This is a genomic window from Variovorax sp. 10L426 (assembly GCF_056395305.1).
The window spans coordinates 261,555-279,404 of sequence record NZ_JBFTJF010000001.1; the positions used below are offsets into that span (position 1 = coordinate 261,555).

Annotated in this window: 17 protein-coding genes; 9 read left to right on the forward strand and 8 right to left on the reverse strand. The window is 66.0% G+C overall.

The window, feature by feature from the left end; genetic code table 11:
• Nucleotides 1–9: 9 nt before the first annotated feature.
• Complete coding sequence (gene gcvA / locus AC1DHL_RS01355) at nucleotides 10–906, reverse strand: transcriptional regulator GcvA (RefSeq protein ID WP_478159996.1); 897 nt, start codon at nucleotides 904–906, stop codon at nucleotides 10–12.
• 100 nt (nucleotides 907–1,006) lie between these two features.
• Here gcvA and AC1DHL_RS01360 point away from each other — a divergent pair, with 100 nt between their 5' ends.
• From AC1DHL_RS01360 to leuB, 4 genes are read left to right on the forward strand one after another with little or no spacing between them, the layout of a single operon-like run.
• On the forward strand, nucleotides 1,007–1,996 hold the full coding sequence (locus AC1DHL_RS01360; RefSeq protein ID WP_478159998.1) for a Bug family tripartite tricarboxylate transporter substrate binding protein: 990 nt from the start codon (nucleotides 1,007–1,009) through the stop codon (nucleotides 1,994–1,996).
• Between the two features lie 36 nt (nucleotides 1,997–2,032).
• On the forward strand, nucleotides 2,033–3,451 hold the full coding sequence (leuC, locus tag AC1DHL_RS01365; protein WP_478160000.1) for a 3-isopropylmalate dehydratase large subunit: 1,419 nt from the start codon (nucleotides 2,033–2,035) through the stop codon (nucleotides 3,449–3,451).
• A gap of 21 nt (nucleotides 3,452–3,472) precedes the next feature.
• The gene (leuD, locus tag AC1DHL_RS01370) at nucleotides 3,473–4,075 is read left to right on the forward strand and encodes a 3-isopropylmalate dehydratase small subunit (protein WP_478160002.1); all 603 of its coding nucleotides are present in this window, start codon (nucleotides 3,473–3,475) and stop codon (nucleotides 4,073–4,075) included.
• Between the two features lie 23 nt (nucleotides 4,076–4,098).
• Entirely contained in the window at nucleotides 4,099–5,196 is a 1,098-nt protein-coding gene (leuB, locus tag AC1DHL_RS01375; RefSeq protein ID WP_478160004.1) for a 3-isopropylmalate dehydrogenase, read from the forward strand.
• 32 nt (nucleotides 5,197–5,228) lie between these two features.
• On the opposite strand, the gene AC1DHL_RS01380 is transcribed toward leuB, so the two are convergent.
• The 6 genes from AC1DHL_RS01380 to AC1DHL_RS01405 form a co-directional block, all read right to left on the reverse strand.
• Nucleotides 5,229–6,146, reverse strand: a complete 918-nt coding sequence (locus tag AC1DHL_RS01380; protein WP_478160006.1) for an alpha/beta fold hydrolase — start codon at nucleotides 6,144–6,146, stop codon at nucleotides 5,229–5,231.
• Nucleotides 6,147–6,250: 104 nt separating this feature from the next.
• Nucleotides 6,251–7,780, reverse strand: coding sequence for a TolC family protein (locus tag AC1DHL_RS01385; RefSeq protein WP_478160008.1), 1,530 nt, complete (start codon nucleotides 7,778–7,780; stop codon nucleotides 6,251–6,253).
• On the reverse strand, nucleotides 7,767–9,659 hold the full coding sequence (locus AC1DHL_RS01390; RefSeq protein WP_478160010.1) for an FUSC family protein: 1,893 nt from the start codon (nucleotides 9,657–9,659) through the stop codon (nucleotides 7,767–7,769). The genes AC1DHL_RS01385 and AC1DHL_RS01390 overlap by 14 nt, the downstream gene beginning before the upstream one ends.
• A 94-nt stretch (nucleotides 9,660–9,753) precedes the next feature.
• Complete coding sequence (gene mdtN, locus AC1DHL_RS01395; RefSeq protein ID WP_478160012.1) at nucleotides 9,754–10,803, reverse strand: multidrug transporter subunit MdtN; 1,050 nt, start codon at nucleotides 10,801–10,803, stop codon at nucleotides 9,754–9,756.
• Nucleotides 10,804–10,808: 5 nt separating this feature from the next.
• A complete protein-coding gene (locus tag AC1DHL_RS01400; protein WP_478160014.1) occupies nucleotides 10,809–11,096 on the reverse strand; it encodes a YtcA family lipoprotein in 288 nt (95 codons plus the stop codon).
• Between the two features lie 135 nt (nucleotides 11,097–11,231).
• A complete protein-coding gene (locus AC1DHL_RS01405) occupies nucleotides 11,232–11,723 on the reverse strand; it encodes an Lrp/AsnC family transcriptional regulator (RefSeq protein ID WP_478160016.1) in 492 nt (163 codons plus the stop codon).
• Between the two features lie 64 nt (nucleotides 11,724–11,787).
• Here AC1DHL_RS01405 and ilvB point away from each other — a divergent pair, with 64 nt between their 5' ends.
• The 5 genes from ilvB to AC1DHL_RS01430 all read left to right on the forward strand — a co-directional run bounded on the left by ilvB (nucleotide 11,788) and on the right by AC1DHL_RS01430 (nucleotide 16,901).
• Nucleotides 11,788–13,575: a biosynthetic-type acetolactate synthase large subunit gene (ilvB, locus tag AC1DHL_RS01410; RefSeq protein WP_478160018.1), complete on the forward strand. Its 1,788-nt coding sequence runs from the start codon at nucleotides 11,788–11,790 to the stop codon at nucleotides 13,573–13,575.
• 93 nt (nucleotides 13,576–13,668) lie between these two features.
• Nucleotides 13,669–14,253, forward strand: coding sequence for an acyloxyacyl hydrolase (locus AC1DHL_RS01415; protein WP_478160020.1), 585 nt, complete (start codon nucleotides 13,669–13,671; stop codon nucleotides 14,251–14,253).
• Nucleotides 14,254–14,361: 108 nt separating this feature from the next.
• Nucleotides 14,362–15,759: a tetratricopeptide repeat protein gene (locus AC1DHL_RS01420; RefSeq protein ID WP_478160022.1), complete on the forward strand. Its 1,398-nt coding sequence runs from the start codon at nucleotides 14,362–14,364 to the stop codon at nucleotides 15,757–15,759.
• A gap of 1 nt (nucleotide 15,760) precedes the next feature.
• Nucleotides 15,761–16,051: a hypothetical protein gene (locus tag AC1DHL_RS01425; RefSeq protein ID WP_478096254.1), complete on the forward strand. Its 291-nt coding sequence runs from the start codon at nucleotides 15,761–15,763 to the stop codon at nucleotides 16,049–16,051.
• The gene (locus tag AC1DHL_RS01430; protein WP_478160024.1) at nucleotides 16,023–16,901 is read left to right on the forward strand and encodes an alpha/beta fold hydrolase; all 879 of its coding nucleotides are present in this window, start codon (nucleotides 16,023–16,025) and stop codon (nucleotides 16,899–16,901) included. The genes AC1DHL_RS01425 and AC1DHL_RS01430 overlap by 29 nt, the downstream gene beginning before the upstream one ends.
• Here the strand turns inward: AC1DHL_RS01430 and AC1DHL_RS01435 are convergent.
• Nucleotides 16,861–17,787: a LysR family transcriptional regulator gene (locus AC1DHL_RS01435; RefSeq protein WP_478160026.1), complete on the reverse strand. Its 927-nt coding sequence runs from the start codon at nucleotides 17,785–17,787 to the stop codon at nucleotides 16,861–16,863. The two genes, AC1DHL_RS01430 and AC1DHL_RS01435, sit on opposite strands and share 41 nt — an antisense overlap.
• Between the last annotated feature and the right edge of the window lie 63 nt (nucleotides 17,788–17,850).

Here is a 17,850-nt window from a genome sequence, read left to right on the forward strand (position 1 = left end):
AACCGGGGTTCAAGCCTCGCTCGCTGTCGCCTCGGCCGCGATCCAGCGTTCGAAATCGCGCACCCGCTGCGGCACTGGCCGGTCTGCGCGCCAAGCCATGAAATAGCCGCCTTCCGTAGGGACGCGTAAATCGAAAGGCGCCACCAGGCGGCCGCTGGCCAGGTCGTCGCGCACGAACGCGAGCAGTCCCACCATCACGCCCAGTTCCTCGGCCGCCGCCTGGTAGGCCATGGCGGCGTTTTCGAACTTCAGGCCGCGCTTCGTGTCGATGTGCGTCGCGCCGGCCGCCGCGAGCCAGGCCTGCCAGTCGTGAGGCCGATTGAGAGAGCTCAGCAGCGCCTGGTGCGCGAGGTCGGCCGGCTGCTTCAAGGGCGGTTCGCGCTTCAGCAGCGCTGGCGAGCACACAGGCAGCAGCGTTTCACGAAACAGCAATCGGTAGCCCGGGCCGACTGGCGGACTCGGCTCGGAATGAATGCTCACGTCGATGTCGTCGTGATCGAAGTCGGCCGGCTTGTGCGACGTGGTGATCTGTACCTCGATGCGTGGATGCATGGCGTGGAAGCGTGCCAGTCGCGGAATCAGCCAGCGGATGGCAAAGGTCGGCGGCAGTTTGACGCGCAGCAGCCATTCGTCGGGACTCTGCAGCAGCTGGCGGGTGCCATGCTCGATCTGGTCGAGCGCCACGCGCATGCTCGCGAAGTAGCTCTCGCCGGACGGCGTCAGGCGGATGCCGTGTCGTCCGCGCTCGAACAGCTGCACCTTGAGCCAGCCTTCCAGCGTGGCGATGTGCCGGCTGACAGCCCCTTGAGTCACGAACAGTTCCTGGGCGGCGCGCGTGAAATTGCCGCAGCGGGCGGCCGCCTCGAAGGCGCGAAGGGCATTGAGCGGAGGCAGTCGGCGCGTCATTAGGGATGAAGTTTACTCATGCCTGCATGCCTTTATTGTGGTTGCTGGCTCTGCGGGGTGAGGCATAGCATAGTAGCTATTCGAAGACAGGAGACATGTCATGAAAGCAATGAAGAAATTGCATGCCTGCTTGATGCTGGCCACGCTGTTCGGCATCCACGCGGCGGCTTCGGCCGACGATGAGGTGGCCAAGGGCTACCCATCCCAGCCGATCAAGCTGATGGTCCCGTGGCCGCCCGGCGGCGGCGTGGACACCACCGCGCGCATCGTGTCCGAGATGCTCGGTCATCGACTCGGCCAGCCCTTCGTGGTGGACAACCGCGCGGGTGCGGGCGGCAACATCGGCACTGAGCTCGCGGCGCGGCAGAAGCCCGATGGCTACAACCTGTTGATGTCCTCGATCAGCCCCAACGCGGTGAACATCAGCCTCTACAACAAGCTGGGCTTCGATCCCGTCAAGGACTTCGAGCCGATCATCTACGTCTCGGCCGTGCCCAACATCCTTGTCGTGCCGGCCGATTCGCCGTTCAAGACCGTCAAGGACGTGATCGATGCGGCACGCGCGAACCCGGGCAAGCTCAACTATGCGTCGGGCGGCATCGGTTCGTCGCAGCATCTGGCGGCCGTGCAGTTCTCCGTGGCCGCGAAGATCGACATCGTGCACGTGCCCTACAAGGGCACCGCGCCGGCAGAGGCCGACCTGGCGGCGGGCCACGTCTCCCTGATGCTCGATACCACGACCTGCCTGCCCTTCATCGCCAGTGGCCGCATGCGTGCGCTGGCCGTGGCTTCCAAGACGCGCAACCAGGCCTTGCCGGACGTACCGACTTTCGACGAAGTGGGCCTGAAGGGCGTCTACGCCTCCTCGTGGTACGGCCTGTCCGCGCCGGCCGGCACGCCGCGTCCCATCATCGACAAACTCAACGCCGCGGCCAACGCTGTCCTCAAGTCGCCTGAGCTGCAAAAGCGCATGGCCGCATTCGGTGCCGAAATCGGCGGCGGCACACCCGAGGAGTTCGGGCGCTTCATGGCCAGCGAGACCCAGCGTTATGCGGAGATCGTTCGCGTCTCCGGCGTGAAGCTCGACTGATCCCCTTCCTGCCAGGCCCTTCATTCATCTTCATTCATGCCCCTCGCACCCCGCACCCTCTTCGAAAAGATCTGGCAGCCGCATGTGGTCATGCAGCGCGACGACGGCCAGAGCCTGTTGTACGTCGACCGCCACCTGGTACAGGACGGCTCGGCGCCCGCCTTCGAAATGCTGCGCCAGCGCGGCCTTGTGGTGCGTCGGCCGGACCGCGCCTTTGCCACGCCCGACCACTATGTGCCCACCGGGTCGCGCGCGCTGGCCGACATCGCGGACCCCGAGAAGCGCGCAATGGCGCAGGCACTGAAGGACGACAGCGCGGCCGCCGGCATCCGCTTCTTCGGCCTCGACGATCTGCGCCAAGGCATCGTGCATGTGGTGGGTCCGGAGCAAGGGCTGAGCCTGCCGGGCAGCGTGATCGTCTGCGGCGACAGCCACACGGCCACGCACGGCGCACTTGGCGCGCTGGCATTTGGCATCGGCGCCTCGGAAGTGGCGCACGTGCTCGCCACGCAGACCCTGTGGCAGCGCAAGCCGCGCACGCTGCGAATCACCATCGACGGGCGCTTGTCCGAAGGCGTGTCGGCCAAGGACATCATCCTTGCAGTCATCGCGCGGCTCGGCGCCGCGGGCGGCACCGGCCACGCCATCGAGTACGCGGGTGAGGCGATCCGTGCGTTGTCGATGGCCGGTCGCATGACGGTGTGCAACATGTCCATCGAGGCCGGTGCGCGTGCGGGCATGGTGGCGCCCGACGACACCACGTTCGAATGGCTCGCCGGCCGGCCCGAGGCACCGCAAGGCGCCGCGTGGGACGAGGCGCTCGCGCGCTGGCGCCAATTGCCCGGCGACGACGGCGCGGTGTTCGACGCCGAGCTGCGTCTGCACGCCGACGACATCGCCCCCATGGTCACGTGGGGCAACAGCCCCGAGGATGCACTGCCGATCACCGGCCGCGTGCCGGACCCCTCCCTTGCCGCCACGGCCGACCGCCGTGAGGCCATCGAGCGCACGCTGGCCTACATGGGCCTGCATCCTGGCCAACCGCTCAATGAGGTTGCGGTCGACCGCGTGTTCATCGGCTCCTGCACCAATGGGCGCATCGAAGACATGCGCAGCGCCGCCGAGGTGGTGCGCGGCCGGCGCGTGGCCGAAGGCGTGGAGGCCTGGGTCGTCCCCGGCTCCGGTCTCGTGAAGCAGCAGGCAGAGGCCGAGGGGCTCGACGCCGTGTTCCTTGCGGCCGGCCTGCAGTGGCGGCACGCGGGATGCTCGATGTGCCTGGGCACCAACGGCGACCAGGTGGCTGCAGGCCAGCGCTGCGCCTCGACTTCCAACCGCAATTTCGTCGGCCGCCAGGGGCCTGGTTCACGCACCCACCTGATGAGCCCGGCCATGGCCGCTGCGGCCGCCGTGACCGGCCGGCTGACGGATGTGCGCAGCCTTCTTGCCCCGCACTGACAACCTGGAGTCGCAACCCCGATGGAAGCTTTCACACGACTCGACGCGGTGGCGGTGCCCCTGGCCCGTGCCAACGTCGACACCGACCAGATCGTGCCCGCGCTGTACCTGCAGAAGCCGCGCTCCGACAACTTCGGCGACTATCTTTTTCATGATGTCCGACACGATGCGCACGGCCGGCGTCGCGATGACTTCTTGCTCAACGAGCCGGCGTACGCGCAGGCACGCATCCTGGTGGCCGGCCCCAACTTCGGTTGCGGCTCATCGCGCGAACACGCGGTCTGGGCCCTGTACGACGGCGGATTTCGCGCGGTGATCGCGCCGAGCTTCGGCGACATCTTCTTCGGCAATGCGCTGAAGAATGGCCTGCTGCCGGTGCGCCTGCCCGAGGCCGTGGTGCAGGAAATGCTGGCCGAATTGTTCGCGAACCCCGGCGCGCGACTGCAGGTTGACCTGCGCGCACAGACCGTCACCGACCCGCGCGGCCGCGCGGAGCCTTTCCGCATCGACCCGTTCCCGCGTCACTGCCTGCTGGAAGGCATCGACGAGATCGACTACACGCTGACGCAGCAAGCCTCCATCGACGCATTCGAGCGAAGCCGCGAGCGCGGCACGGCTCTTTGAAGTGAGACCCAGAAAGGTTTGAAATGAAGATTGCAGTGATGCCGGGCGACGGCATTGGCCGCGAGGTCACGGCACAGGCCGTGAAGGTGCTCAAGGCCGTGGTGGGGCAGGTCCAACCCCTGGAGCTGGTGGAAGCGGCGATCGGACAGGCGGGCATCGACGCCGCCGGCGACCCGCTGCCCGCGGCCACGACCGAGATCGCACGCAAGGCCGACGCCATCCTGTTTGGCTCGGCCGGCATGCCGGGCGACGAGGAGATCCCGTTCATGATGCGGCCGGGCGCGAGCCTGCTGCGCCTGCGCAAGGGACTGGGATTGTTCGCCAACTTTCGCCCGGCCTTCCTGTTTCCCGAGCTGATCGGCGCCTCGACGCTGAAGCCGGAGGTGGTCGACGGGCTCGACCTGATGATCCTGCGCGAGCTCACCGGCGACGTGTACTTCGGCGAGCCGCGCGGCAGCGGACGCAATGCCAGCGGCGAGCGCGAGGCCTTCAACACCATGCGCTATTCGGAGCCCGAGGTGGAGCGTATCGCGCACGTCGCGTTTCGCACCGCGCGCACGCGCAACCGCAAGCTCTGCTCGGTCGACAAGGCCAACGTGCTGGAGGTGATGCAGCTGTGGCGCGAGGTGGTGACCCGCGTGGGCAAGGCGTACCCCGACGTCGAGCTCACGCACCTCTTCGTCGACGCCGCTGCGATGCAACTGATGCGCGCACCCAGGCAGTTCGACGTGATCGTCACCGGAAACATCTTCGGCGACATCCTTTCCGACGCTGCCGCAATGCTCACCGGCTCGATCGGTATGCTGCCCTCGGCGTCGATGGCAAGCGGCAGCTTCGGGCTGTACGAGCCGGTGCATGGCACCGCACCCGACATCGCGGGCAAGAATCTGGCGAACCCCCTGGCCTCCATTCTGTCGATGGCGATGATGCTGCGCTTCTCCTTCGATCAAGACGGCAATGCCGAGCGAGTGGAGAGCGCTGTACGGCGCGTGCTGGCCGATGGCCTGCGAACTGGCGACATCTTCCAGCCCGGCTGCATTCGCGTGGGCACCGAGGAGATGGGCGATGCCGTGGTATCGGCACTTGCAAGGCGCCTGGATGAAGTGGTCCGCACGGCATAGGAGTCTGGGCGGCAGAGTCCCTGGTCGTTGGCTCAGTTCGCGCTGCCGAGAAACTCGGTCACCAGCTTGACCGTCGCCTGCGGGTTCTCTTCCATGATCCAGTGGCCTGAACCCGGAACGATGCCTTCGGTGACGTTGTCGGCGGCGGCTCGCATCACGACCGCCATGGTGGGGCCGAACGACTTCTCGCCGCCGACGGCCAGCACCGGAACCGTGAGCTTGCCCTGCGCCAGGAAAGCCTTGTTGTCGATCGCATCCTGATCGAACGCGGCGAACTGCGCGAAGCCCGAGTGCATCGCGCCGGGGCGCGCGTAGAGCTTCGCGTAGTGCCGGCGAGAGGCTTCGTCGAACTTCTTCGGATCGGCCGAGAACTCGTTCCAGAAGCGGTCGAGGTAGATGCGCTCGCGGCCGGCCACGAGGCGCTCCATGTCCGGCCCGCCGAAGCGGAAGTGCCAGAGCAGGGGGTTCTTGAGGATCTCCTCCCACGGGCCGACGCCCGGCACGGGTGCATCGATCAGCACGAAGCGCCCGACGCGGTCGCGGTACTGCGCGGCGAAGGCAAAGCCGACCATGTTGCCGATGTCGTGCGTCACGAGGTCGGTCTTGGCGATCTTGAGCGTATCGAGCACCTGGGCGATGTCGACGGCCTGGTTCTTCTTGTCGAAGCCGCCGGCCGGATGCGCCGAAAGCCCCATGCCGCGCAGGTCGGGCACGACCACGGTGTGGTCCTTCATGAGCGCGGCCGCCAGCGGCGCCCACATGTCGCCGGTCTCGCCGTAGCCGTGGATGAGCGTCACCGCCGGTCCGTTGCCGCCTACGCGGACATGCAGCGTGGTTCCATTGACCGCGAGCTCCTGCGTTCGAAAGCCCGCCGGATAGGGCGGGACTTCCGCGTACGCGACGCCGGAAACAAGGGCGATGGCAAGCCATCGGAACAGGAACTTGAGCATGGGTTCTCCTCGTTGAATCGCTGACGGCAGCGACGAAGGCGCAAGTCTCAGGCCAAGAGGCGGTTCATGGCAAGGTTCGATGTGAAGATCGGGTGGTTCAGCGTCTATGGCCGCGAGCCGCCGAGCGCGCCGGCTGAAAGCGCAAGCGTGGCCGCTGCCGACAGCGCCGTGCTGTAGGCATCGGCGAATGCGTTCCTGGCCTGAAGGAGTTGCGTTTCCGCCAGCGTGACGTCGGTGACAGAGCCGACGCCGCTGCGATACGCGGCCAGGGCCGCATCGAAGGTCGTCTGCGCGGCCGACACCAAGACCTCCGATGCTTCGTGTGCGGAAAGGCTGGTGCGCAGGGCGTTGTCGGCGAGCACGATCTGACGCACCGCATCCTGTCGAACGCGCGTGAGCCTGGCCTCGGCGCTGTCGGCTTCGGCCTGGGACTGGGCCAGGATCGCATCGCGAGTGCCCCCGTCGTAGAGGGGAACGGTCACGCCCGCGAAAACCGCGGCGCCGAGGCGCTGGCCATTGATATTGACGGTCGGGGCCTGCTGGCCAACGGATGGCAGCGCCGTGACGTCCAGGTGGCCCGAGTTGTAGGCGCCGGTCGCCGAGACGAAAAACTTCGGCTTGAATGCCGCCTCCGCCGCGCGCACCTTCGCAAGGCTGGCTCTCTGGGCGGCGTAGGCGCTCAACATGTCAGGGCGACGCGACAGCGCGTCCGTGATGATGCTTTCAACAGATGCGGACATCGCCGGCGAGAGCTTGCGGTCCGAAACGTCGGCGACCTTGATCTTCGTCAATGGCGAGATGCCCATGGCCGTCAACAGCCTGAGCTGGGCGTCCTGAATTCCGCCCGTCGCCTGCACGAGGGCGAGATTGGCCTGCGCAGCCGCCTGGCGCGCCTGGGCCACCTCGATGACGGTGCCGATGCCGTGCCTGTAGCGATCTTCGGCGGCCGCCTGCACGGCCTTGGCGTTCTTCAGGGACTGCGTCGCCGTTGCGAGGCGCGTGCGCGCCGCGGCGTTCGCGTAGAAGGCCAGGCTGACGTCGTAGATGACCTGCTGATGGGCCGCGGTGAAGGCGATGTTCGAGATGAGGGACGCCTGCTTCGCCGCCTCCACGACGGCCGCTCTGCCACCGAAGTCGAACAGCAGCCATACGAGCGAGACCGCCGAGATGATTCCGCTGGCCGAATCGTTGCCGCTGCCGTTGATGCCGAGCACCGAGTTGTTGCTGCTGCTCGACTGGTAGGCGCCCACGACACTCGCGCTGATGTTCGGCAGGTAAGTGCTCTCCGCGATGCCTGCCGCGAGCGCGACGCGACGCGCGTCGTTCCAGGCGATCCGCGTCACCGGATTGCTGGATTCCGCGAGGTCGATCAGTTCGGGCAGCGTGTAGGCCCTGGTCTCGTCGATCGGTGGCGCTGGGGGGAAGGACGCGAGCGCCGGATTCGCGGGCAGCACGTAGCCGCCGGGCCTATCCGCGGGACCTTTCTGGTCCGCGACCAGTTCGCCTTCGGCGTTGATTGCCGGCGCCCAGGGGCGGTCGGGTCGTGACGGTGCCATCTCGAGCGCCGATGTCGCACAACCGGCCAGCCAGCCCACGCAGACGGCACACGCGAGGGCTGCCTCAAGCCGGCGCATGGTCAGCGCTCCCTTCCTGGCTTTCATCGGATCGCTGGATGAGGGCTTGCTCCAGATGCTCGAGTTGGGCATCGATGTGCCGGCGCGTCTGCGGCGCGGGTTCCTCGGTCACGCTCTCGTTGGCGCTGGGTGTTTGCGGGTGACCGTCGACGCCATCGGCAAGCCTGTCGAGCCGATCGGCGATCTTGTGGGCATGCGCAGGATCGAGGTTGGCGCTCATCAGCAGCGGGCCCTGGATCGCGGTGATCTCCTGGGTCGCACGGATTCGGCCGTTCAGCCAGTCGTTGCCAGGGCGGATGCTGGCCGGCTCATATTGCGCGAGACCTACGTCCTGTTCGAGCGCGCCCAGCGCCGCGTGGGCTTCGCCGGCGAGTGCGTAGCGGCTCGACCGGCCGGCAGCCGTCATCATCGCGCTCAGTCGCTGCAAGACAGCGGCGATGGCAGGATCGATGCGCCGCATGACGCTGACCGGCCAGACCGTCGTGAACATCACATAGATCACCAGGTTGCCGAACAGGATGCCGATGATCCGGTCGCGCGCGACCGTCATGTCGAATCCGGGACCGGCGCCCTGGATCACGCACAGGAAGAAGGCGAAGGCGATCTGGAATCCGGCGTACGAGATGCGAGGCTTGCCGCCGGCGACCCAGGCCGACGCGAGTGCCGCGAGGAAGACGATCGCCAACAGGCCTGCGATCGAGGTCACGTGGGGCATGAGAAAGACGATCGCCGCGAGCCCGGTGGTCGCACCCACCAGGCAGCCCACGATCCGCAGCGTCAGCTTTTCGACGGTCTCGGCCGCCGTGCCGAGGGAAACGATGTAGCAGGTGATCAGGCTCGTATGGATGCCCGGCCAGTCGAGCATCGTGTAGACGAAATAGCAGAACATGGCCGCCGCGGTGGTCTTGAGCGCGTACTGCACATGCTCCGGATTCGTGAAAGCGTCGGGCAGGAAGAAACCGCCGGCGCTCTTCGCCTGTTCCGGCTTCGGCTTCTGCGAGCTTGCCTCCGGCAGAGGAGGCTCGGCGAAGCGAACGAGCGCTTCCTTCATTTCCACCAGGATCGCGGCGCCTTGAGGCGGCAAGGGCCGACCGATGTCCTCGTCGTCGAGCGCGATGTCGACGGGGTATCCGCCGGCGCGCAGGATCGACGCCATCTCGTCGAGCGTGCGCGCCACGCGATCCCGCAGGAGGGCCGGCCAATGGCCGCCATCGTCGCGATCCAGCAAGTCGACAAGCAGGAGGATCTGCGTGACGGAAGCGGCAGCCTGCCGAAGGGCGGCGACGTCTCGTGCCGGGGATGACTTCTCGACGGCGGCCAGCTTCAACCAGGTTTGGATCTCGCCTGTCCCCTCCGACAAGACCTTGCCAAGGGCGCGCCGGGCACTGCGGTCCGGCGCCTGGAGCACGGCGATTGCGATGGCGAGGCGATGCGCCAAGGCGCGCTCCACCAGGCGCCGCGGTGCCGGGCCGATGAGCAGGTTGATCGCCACCGAAACGCCGACGGGAATGCCGACGAAGAGCCATGCGTAGAGGAGGGCGCGTGTTGCGAGTTCACCGATCTGGGCGTTGCTCAGGAGATCGAGCGCATAGGCCACGATCAACGCGAGGATTCCGCCGACCGGCCGCAGCTTGCTCCCGGAGGCGATGAAGAGCAGGCAGAACGAAAAGACGGCCATGGTGGTCACGCGCAAAAGCGGGTGGTCGATGACCACCACGGCGACGAGCATCACCACGCCGACGATTAACGTGATCAGGATCAGCATCGCAATGCTCATGATCACGCTCGTCGCGCGGTCGGGCTTGATGACGAAGAACGAAACGTAGGCGGTGAGCGCGGCCTCGGGCGTCTGATAGATCTCGACGACGAGCGTCGTCAAGGTGCATAGCAGCGCCAGCCTGAACGCGAACTCCAGCCTGCCTGGGGACGGCCCAAGGAGCTCGAGGAAACCCGCGAGAGATCCCCCATGTCGGTCACTTGCACGCGTGGCCATGCTGCACCTCGACAACGGCCGTCGCGCCCAGCCTCATGAGTCCTTGGGGCGGCTCCTCCAGGCGAATGCGCACCGGAAATCGCTGCGCGACTTTCACCCAGTTGAGGGACCGCTCGACATAGGGAAGCGAGCGTGGAAGATTGACCCGGCCGGTATCGAGCACGCCGGACCCAATGCCCTGCACGACGCCCTTGAGGGGCTGCCTGCGATCGATCATCGAGAACACCGTGGTGCAGTCGCCTTCGGCAATCGCACGAAGATCGTTCTCGCGGAAGTTCGCGACCGCGAACCATTCGTCGGTGTTGATCAGCGTGAACAGGGTCTGGGATGGCACGATCATCTCGCCGGGCGAGACGGTGAGGCCCACAACGCGCCCGTTGTGGGGCGCGCGGACCGTGGTGTCTTCGAGCGCTCGCCGCGCGATCCCAAGGGCGGCCTCGCGTGCGCGCACCGTGGCCTCGGCGCCTGCTTCCGTGTCCACCGCGCGCGCGGCCGCGGCTTGCTGTTCCTGCGCCTGCCGAAGCGAGGTTGCCGCATCGCGTTGCGCTGTCTGGGCCTGGTCGAGTTGCTGCACGGGCACGTAGCCCTTGGCGGCAAGCGGTTGAAGCCGTTCGACGGTTCGGGTCGCGTGTTCGAGATTGGTGGTCGCGCGCCTCGTCTGGTCGCCGGCGACGACCACCGTCGATCGCTGCGTCGACAACACGCGTCGCTGCGTCTCGAGCGTGGCCTTCGCGAGATCGAGATCCGCCTGCGCCTGCGCCACGGCGAGTCGGAAGGGCGCCGGATCGATCTGGAAAAGAAGATCGCCCTTGGTCACGCTGACGTTCTCCGCGACCGGAATCTCGATGATCCGGCCACCGACGGCCGAGGCGACGTGGACCACGTCGGCATCGATGGTCGCGTCATCGGACGACGGCAACGCCGAATGGCGACGCAGCGCATAGATGCCGAAAACGACGGCGACGACGATGATTGCCAGCGACACCAGTTTGCCCCAGAGGGGAGCGCGATGGATTCCTGCGGCCTTCATGCTGGCTATGCGAACCAGACGAACCAGACCAGGAGTGCGAAGCAGACCCCTATCGCCATGCAAACGAAGAGCTGGAATGGAAGGGCGTTGGAGAGCCCTGTGGCAACGAACACCGCGCGCACGCCGATCGAAGCGAATATCCCCAGGAATGCACAGAGCATCCAAGCGGGAAAGTAGGCGCCGAACAGCGCGAACGACGGAGCGCCCCGTTGCGCGCATCCGTTCAGCGTGAACGAAATCAGCGGCAACGGAAGCACTCGCGCATACCTGATCTTCCGGATCCTCGTTCGCATGGATGCTCTCTCCTCGGGAGCATGCTACGGCAGGCGCGCAGTGATCCGCAATATGAATATGGCCCGGGTTCGGGCGCAATGCAGAACCTGCGCATGGCTGGTGAACGGCAGTCGGATCATGAGGCGCACCCGCTCTCAGACCGGAATGCTCGCTTCCTTCAGCACACGCAGCACGAAGCTCGACTTGCTGTGTCGGATGCCCGGGATCTTGTAGAGCTTCTCGCGCAGCAGTCGCTCGTAGTCGCGGGTATCGCGCACCGCGATGCGGATGTAGTAGTCGTAGTCGCCCGAGACCAGATAGGCCTCTTGAATCTCGGGGATGGTGGCGAGCACGCGGCCGAACTCGTAGAGCGTTTCGTCGGTGTGGCTTTCGAGCGTGAGTTGAACGATGACGAAATCCTTGTAGCCGAGCTTGGCCGGATCGAGGTCGACCGTGTAGCGCTTGATCACGCCCTGGGATTCGAGCTTCTTGATGCGCGTCCAGCAACTGGTGGCCGACAAGCCCACGATCGCGCCGATCTCTTGCAGGGTCTTGCGCGAATCCTCACGCAGCACGCGCAGGATGGCCAGATCCACTTGCTCCGATGATTCTTCGGTTGAATGCGACTTTGAAAGATTGGTTTTCATGTAGTGGCCGAAATCAGGCAAAAAACAGAAGCCTATTCTGATCGATGCACGAAAAAATGGTGCCATGGAACTGCTTTCTCCCCAACGACTTTCGCCGGCCAGCCCCCCGGCCTCGCCACAACGCGTCCGCAACGGCGCGGAGGCGCTGCTCGACACGCTGATCGAATGCGGTGTCGACACCCTCTTCGGCTACCCCGGCGGGGCCGCGCTGCCGCTCTACGACGCACTGCATGGTGAGCCGCGGCTGCGTCACGTGCTCGTGCGCCACGAGCAGGCGGCGGTGCATGCGGCAGAGGGCTATGCGCGCACGACGGGTCGTGTCGGCGTGGTGCTGGTCACATCGGGGCCGGGCGTCGGCAACACCATCACCGGACTGCTCGATGCGATGAGCGACTCGATCCCCGTGCTGTGCATCAGCGGGCAGGTCGCCACGGCCGTCATCGGCACCAACGCGTTCCAGGAGAGCGATGCCCTGGGCATGTCACGCCCGGTGACCAAGTGGAACCACCAGCCCCGTGTGGCCGATGAGGTCCCGGACGTGATTCGGCGTGCGCTCGACATCGCCGCGTCGGGACGCCCTGGGCCGGTGCTGATCGATGTGCCGAAGGACGTGCAGCTGATGCCGCTTGGCTCGTCAGCCAAGGCGCCTGCCAAACCGATGCGCAAGGCGCGCGAAACCTGCATCCCTCCGACGAGCGCCTTGCAACGCGCTGCGGACCTGATGTCGACAGCACGTCGACCGATCGTCTATGGTGGCGGCGGGCTGGTGAACTCGGGCGCTGCGGCGTGCGCGGCCTTCACGCGACTGGTGCGCCGCCTCGATGCGCCCTGCACATTGACGCTGATGGGCCTGGGCGCATTTCCAGCGTCGGATGCGCGCTTCGTCGGCATGCTGGGCATGCACGGTGCGCTCGAAGCCAACCTGGCGATGCACGAGGCCGACCTGGTGATCTGCATCGGCGCCCGCTTCGATGATCGCGTGACCGGCGAGCTCGACGAGTTCTGCCCGCACGCACGCAAGATTCACATCGACATCGACCCGAGCAGCATCAACAAGGTGGTGAAGGTCGACGTTCCCATCGTGGGCGATTGCGGTGGGGTGCTCGAGGCCTTGCTTGCCATGCCCGAACTGGATGCATTGCCGACGCAACGACTGGCACCTTGGTGGGAGCGCATCGCGCGCTGGCGCGCAGAGCGCTGCTTCGATTTCGCGGTGCGCGCCGATGTGATCCTGCCGCAGCAGCTGATGGCTTCGCTCCAGCGGGCGGTGCAAGGGCGAGATGCCATTGTCTCGACCGACGTGGGCCAACACCAGATGTGGGCCGCGCAGTACCTGCGCTTCGAGCGACCCGGCCGCTGGCTCACCTCGGGAGGCGCAGGCACCATGGGCTATGGCTTGCCCGCGGCGATCGGCGCCCAGGTCGCGCACCCTGACGCATCGGTGGTCTGCGTGAGCGGCGATGCGTCGGTGCTGATGAACATCCAGGAACTGTCGACTGCGGTGCAGCACCGCACGCCTGTGAAGCTGGTGCTGTCGAACAATGGCTACATGGGCATGGTGCGCCAGTGGCAGGAGCTGAACCATGGCAACCGCCTGAGCCACAGCTGGAACGAAGCGCTTCCGGATTTCGTGGCATTGGCGAAGGCCTTCGGCTGGGGGGCGCGCCGCGTGACCGATCCGGCCGAACTGGATGCGGCGCTGGCCGAATGCCTGGCATACGACGGGCCATTCTTTCTCGATGTGCAGGTGGCCGCGCAGGAGAACTGCTTCCCGATGATGCCATCCGGGCATGGCCACCATCGTGTGCTGCTGGGCAAGGACCGATGGTACGAGGAGGAGCCGATCGCCTGATGGCCTGAAAACCTCGAACCAGACTCGCGGCTATGCTCCTGTGCTTGCCTGCAAGCAGGCCCCATCCTTTGTCTCAGCGACTGGAGGTCATCTTTGAGCAAGGTCACAAGCGGTATCGCCATCCGGAAATTCCTGGTCGCAATCGGCAGCATCGCCGGTTGCGTTGTCTGCGCGGAAAGCGCAAACGCACAGGGATTGATGCACCCGGAATCCGTTTTCTTTCAGCTGGGAAACGCCAACAGCACCAACAGTTTCACGGGTGGACTGACCTGGGACTGGGACCGAAAGTGGGACCTCGGCTCCGGGCAGTTGAGCGGGTTCTTCGAAGGCTTCCTTTCCGTTTGGTCGTATCCCGACGGAACCGCTCCGGGTCACACGCAGCTTGCACAGGTCGGCTTCACGCCGGTGTTCCGCTGGACCCCTTCGCACGGCGAGTCGCCATGGTTCGTCGAAGGCGGCATCGGGCTGACCCTCACGTCGAAGCTTTATCAGCCCACGGGCAAGCGCTTTTCGACAGCCTTCAATTTCGGCGATCAGATCGCGGTGGGGCGCAGCTTCGGCGAGCGTCGGCAGCACGAAGTTTCACTCCGGCTTCAGCACTTCTCGAACGGCGCGATCAAGCATCCGAATCCGGGCGAGAACTTCTACCAGGTCCGGTACGCGTATCGATTCCAGTGAGGGGCCTTTGGCGAACACCCCCGTAGCGACATGCGCGCGGGTGTGCCAAAACGCACATCCGGCCGGATGCGTCCCAGCAAGAATGGGGGCCCGGATTCGGAGAACATGATGCCGTGGCCTTCCATCGCCGAGCTCAGCCGACGTACTCCTTTGCCTGCGGGCTGCCGCTCCGTCGCGGTCTCCGGCGCCACGCCCGCGGCGGTGGCGGCGTACGAAAACGCGCTTGCTGCGACGCTGGCCTGGCGTACTGGCGCCAGCGCTCCGCTAGAGCGGGCGATCGCCGATGCGCCGGAGTTCGTGATGCCGCTCATCCTGCAGGCCTACACATTGCTGTGCAGTCGCGATGGCGGACGTGTTCGGTCGGCCCGGACGGTGCTGGAGCGCGCGGCCATCCTGCCGGCCAACGAGCGCGAGGCCGCGCACCTGGTGGCGATCGCCAGCGTGCTGGCGGACGACTACGACGCCGCCAAGCACGCGCTGACGGAGGTGTTGCGCCGGCATCCTCACGACGCGCTGGCCTTGCATGCGGCGCATGCCTTCGACTACCTGACCGGCGACGTCGAGCAGCTGAGCGGCCGGGTGGCAGCACTTCTGCCGGAATGGTCGAGCGACATGCCCGGCTACCACGCGGTGCTGTCGATGCACGCGTTCGGTCTCGTCGAGTCCGGTGACTATGACGGCGCTGAAAGCGCGGCCCGCGCAGCGTTGGCATCGAACCCGGCCGATGCACGGGCGCATCACGTGATGGCGCATGTCTTCGAGATGACCGAGCGCGCCGATGCGGGTGTGCAGTGGATGCATGAACACCAGGCGTCCTGGGCCGAAGACAACGTCGCAGCCACGCACTGCTGGTGGCATCTGGGGTTGTTCCTCATTGAAGCAGGCCGGGTTGCCGATGCGCTGGCGATTTACGATCACCGTGTGCGACTCGGTCGCTCGGACGAGGTTGCCGACCTCATTGATGCATCAGCGCTGCTATGGCGCATGCAGCTGCGCGGCCACGACGTCGGTGCACGCTGGGCGGAACTCGCCGAAGTCTGGTCTTCCCACATCGACGATGCGTTCTGCAGCTTTACGGATCTGCACGCGATGCTGGCCTTTGTCGGGGCGCGCGACTGGGCCTGCGCTCGGCGTCTCGAAGGCTTGCTGGCGGTCCGGGCTTCGTGGCCAACGCGTCACGGAAAGACCACGCGTCTGCTGGGCTTGCCGGCCTGTCGCGCCCTGATGGCGTTCGGGCGTGGTGACTACGCGCGTGCGATCAGCCTGTTCGCCAGTCTGCCCGCGTTGGCCCATCGCTTGGGCGGCAGCCATGCGCAGCGCGACGTGATGCACTTGACCTTGCTTCGGGCCGTCGAATGCGTTCGCCGTCCGATCCGTCGCCCCATCGAGCGCGAACGCGCCAGCAAGAAGCTCGGCCGCGCGATCGCCCATTGGGCAAGCCTGCTCTCTGAAAAGGGAGCGCCGAAGCGCTTCGATGTCGCGGCGCAGCCCACGCCAGGAGATTGAAATGTCCTCTTTTTTGAGTCGAATCCACTGGGCCTTTCCTTCGGTACTTGCGGATGGCGGAGCCGCCACGCGGAATCTTCGAGGCGCGTTGGTGGCCCTGGTCGTCGCCATCGCCGCCTTCGTGAGCGCGATCGTGGTTGTCCTGATTCCGCAACCGGTCCCCTATCTGACGCAGGCGCCGCTCGCCTGCAGGGTGGCCCAGGCGCACCCATCGCCGGATGTCGCGATGGCGCGGCCCGTGAGCCGTCTTTCAAGGAGCACCGATGACATTCCCACACCCTCATGTGCGTGAGGCAGGCGCCGGACCCGGTGTCGTGTGCGTCCATTCGAACGCGAGTACTTCGTCGCAATGGCGCGCATTGATGGATCGCCTGTCCCCGGACTTCCGCGTCTTCGCGCCGGACTCGCTTGGCGCGGGCCAAAGCCCTGCGTGGCCACGGGACCGCATCGTGACGTTGAGCGACGAGGTCGCGTTGCTGGAACCGGTCTTCGAGGCGGCTGGATCCCCGTTCTCTCTGGTCGGCCACTCGTACGGCGCCGCGGTGGTATTGATGGCTGCTCTGGCCCGTCCGAGCCGCGTTCGCGCGATTGCGATCTACGAGCCGACGCTCTTCGCGCTGCTCGACGAGGAAAGTCCCGGGCACGAAGCCGCGAGCGGCATCCGTTCTGCCGTGGCTGATGCGACCCGCGCCAACGAGGCGCACGATCACGCAGGCGCGGCTCAGGTCTTCATCGACTACTGGATGGGCCCAGGGACCTGGAGTCGCATGCCCGCCGCTCGGCAGGCGCCGGTCGCGGCATCCATGGTCAACATCGCAGGCTGGGCCCGCGCTCTGTTTTCGGAACCCACGCCATTGCGGGCGTTTCTCGCGTTGGAGATTCCAGTCCTGTACATGGTGGGCGGGAAGTCGCCCGCCTCGTCGCGCGGGGTGGCCAGGCTCCTGACGAACACTCTTCCCAATGTCGAGGTGCTCGAGTTCAGCGAACTGGGTCACATGGGCCCCGTGACGCATCCAGAGGTGGTCAACGACGCCGTGGCGGACTTTCTCTCGCGCAACGCGTTGGGTGATCCACTGCTAAGCGCAGTGCATACGATTCAGTTCAACCCCGCAGCCGAGTCGCGATCTGCTGCGCCAGGCTGACGGCGCGCAGCGCGGCAGGCGACATCGTTCGACCCTTGAGCCAGATCGCGTGGATGTTGACGACCACGGGCGCCTTGACCTTGATGTCGAGGCGGCGCAAGTCCAGCTTGTTCGCCTCGGCCATTCCATCGGGCAAGAAGCCCAGCACGTCGGTGTCGGCAACCAGGCGGCCGAGCAAATTAAGGTCATCGCATTCGACGGTCAACGGAAAGTCGTGCGCCGAGTCGAAGCCATAGCTGACGGCGATTTGTTCCATCATCGAGCGCGTTGCAGATATTGCGGCGATGCCGTAGCGTCGCAGGACTGCGAGGCCGATCCTGTTGCTGCCCTCGATCGGATGCCCGGGCCGGCAGAACAGGGCGCCGCCTTGCACGCCGACCAGCGCGCTGGCATAGCGAGCGCTGCGAGCCAACAGCTTGGGCTCGCCCAGGCAGAAATCGAGTTCTTGCGCTTCGAGTTTTTCGACCAGCCCCATCAGATTGCCGAGACGCACTCGGGTCACCAGTTGAGGGCTACTGCGGCCCAGTTCTGACAACAGACTCGGCATGATGGTCGCTGCCGGAATGGGCGCAGCGCCGATCGCGAGTTCGCCGGCATCCCCCTGCCTCATCAACTCGATGTCGCGCTGCAGGCAGCTGCTGTCGAAGACCAGGGCGCGCGCACGGTCGAGCACCATCTGGCCAGCCCGGGTCAGCGAGACCCGCTGGGCATCACGATCGAACAAACGCATTCCTACCTGGTCCTCGAGGCTTTTGATGCTGCGGCCGAAGGCCGCTTCGCTCAGGTGGACCCGCACCGCGGCGCGCGAGAAGCGTCCCTCTTCGGCCAACGCGATCAAGTGGGTCAAGCGGCGCAGGTCGGTTGCGAGCTTGGGGTCGGGTTGCATGAAACGCAATGTACTCGGGCTATTTTTGCGTTGGACACTTTTTTCCCTCGTCTTCAAACTCCC

Bases quoted from the DNA above. Each gene is read 5' to 3' on its own strand.
- AC1DHL_RS01425 (WP_478096254.1), top strand. From the start codon at position 15,761: ATGTCCTCTTTTTTGAGTCGAATCCACTGGGCCTTTCCTTCGGTACTT.
- leuD (WP_478160002.1), top strand. From the start codon at position 3,473: ATGGAAGCTTTCACACGACTCGACGCGGTGGCGGTGCCCCTGGCCCGT.
- AC1DHL_RS01430 (WP_478160024.1), top strand. From the start codon at position 16,023: ATGACATTCCCACACCCTCATGTGCGTGAGGCAGGCGCCGGACCCGGT.
- AC1DHL_RS01435 (WP_478160026.1), bottom strand. From the start codon at position 17,787: ATGCAACCCGACCCCAAGCTCGCAACCGACCTGCGCCGCTTGACCCAC.
- AC1DHL_RS01405 (WP_478160016.1), bottom strand. From the start codon at position 11,723: ATGAAAACCAATCTTTCAAAGTCGCATTCAACCGAAGAATCATCGGAG.
- leuC (WP_478160000.1), top strand. From the start codon at position 2,033: ATGCCCCTCGCACCCCGCACCCTCTTCGAAAAGATCTGGCAGCCGCAT.
- AC1DHL_RS01400 (WP_478160014.1), bottom strand. From the start codon at position 11,096: ATGCGAACGAGGATCCGGAAGATCAGGTATGCGCGAGTGCTTCCGTTG.
- AC1DHL_RS01380 (WP_478160006.1), bottom strand. From the start codon at position 6,146: ATGCTCAAGTTCCTGTTCCGATGGCTTGCCATCGCCCTTGTTTCCGGC.
- gcvA (WP_478159996.1), bottom strand. From the start codon at position 906: ATGACGCGCCGACTGCCTCCGCTCAATGCCCTTCGCGCCTTCGAGGCG.
- ilvB (WP_478160018.1), top strand. From the start codon at position 11,788: ATGGAACTGCTTTCTCCCCAACGACTTTCGCCGGCCAGCCCCCCGGCC.
- leuB (WP_478160004.1), top strand. From the start codon at position 4,099: ATGAAGATTGCAGTGATGCCGGGCGACGGCATTGGCCGCGAGGTCACG.
- AC1DHL_RS01360 (WP_478159998.1), top strand. From the start codon at position 1,007: ATGAAAGCAATGAAGAAATTGCATGCCTGCTTGATGCTGGCCACGCTG.
- AC1DHL_RS01385 (WP_478160008.1), bottom strand. From the start codon at position 7,780: ATGCGCCGGCTTGAGGCAGCCCTCGCGTGTGCCGTCTGCGTGGGCTGG.
- mdtN (WP_478160012.1), bottom strand. From the start codon at position 10,803: ATGAAGGCCGCAGGAATCCATCGCGCTCCCCTCTGGGGCAAACTGGTG.
- AC1DHL_RS01420 (WP_478160022.1), top strand. From the start codon at position 14,362: ATGCCGTGGCCTTCCATCGCCGAGCTCAGCCGACGTACTCCTTTGCCT.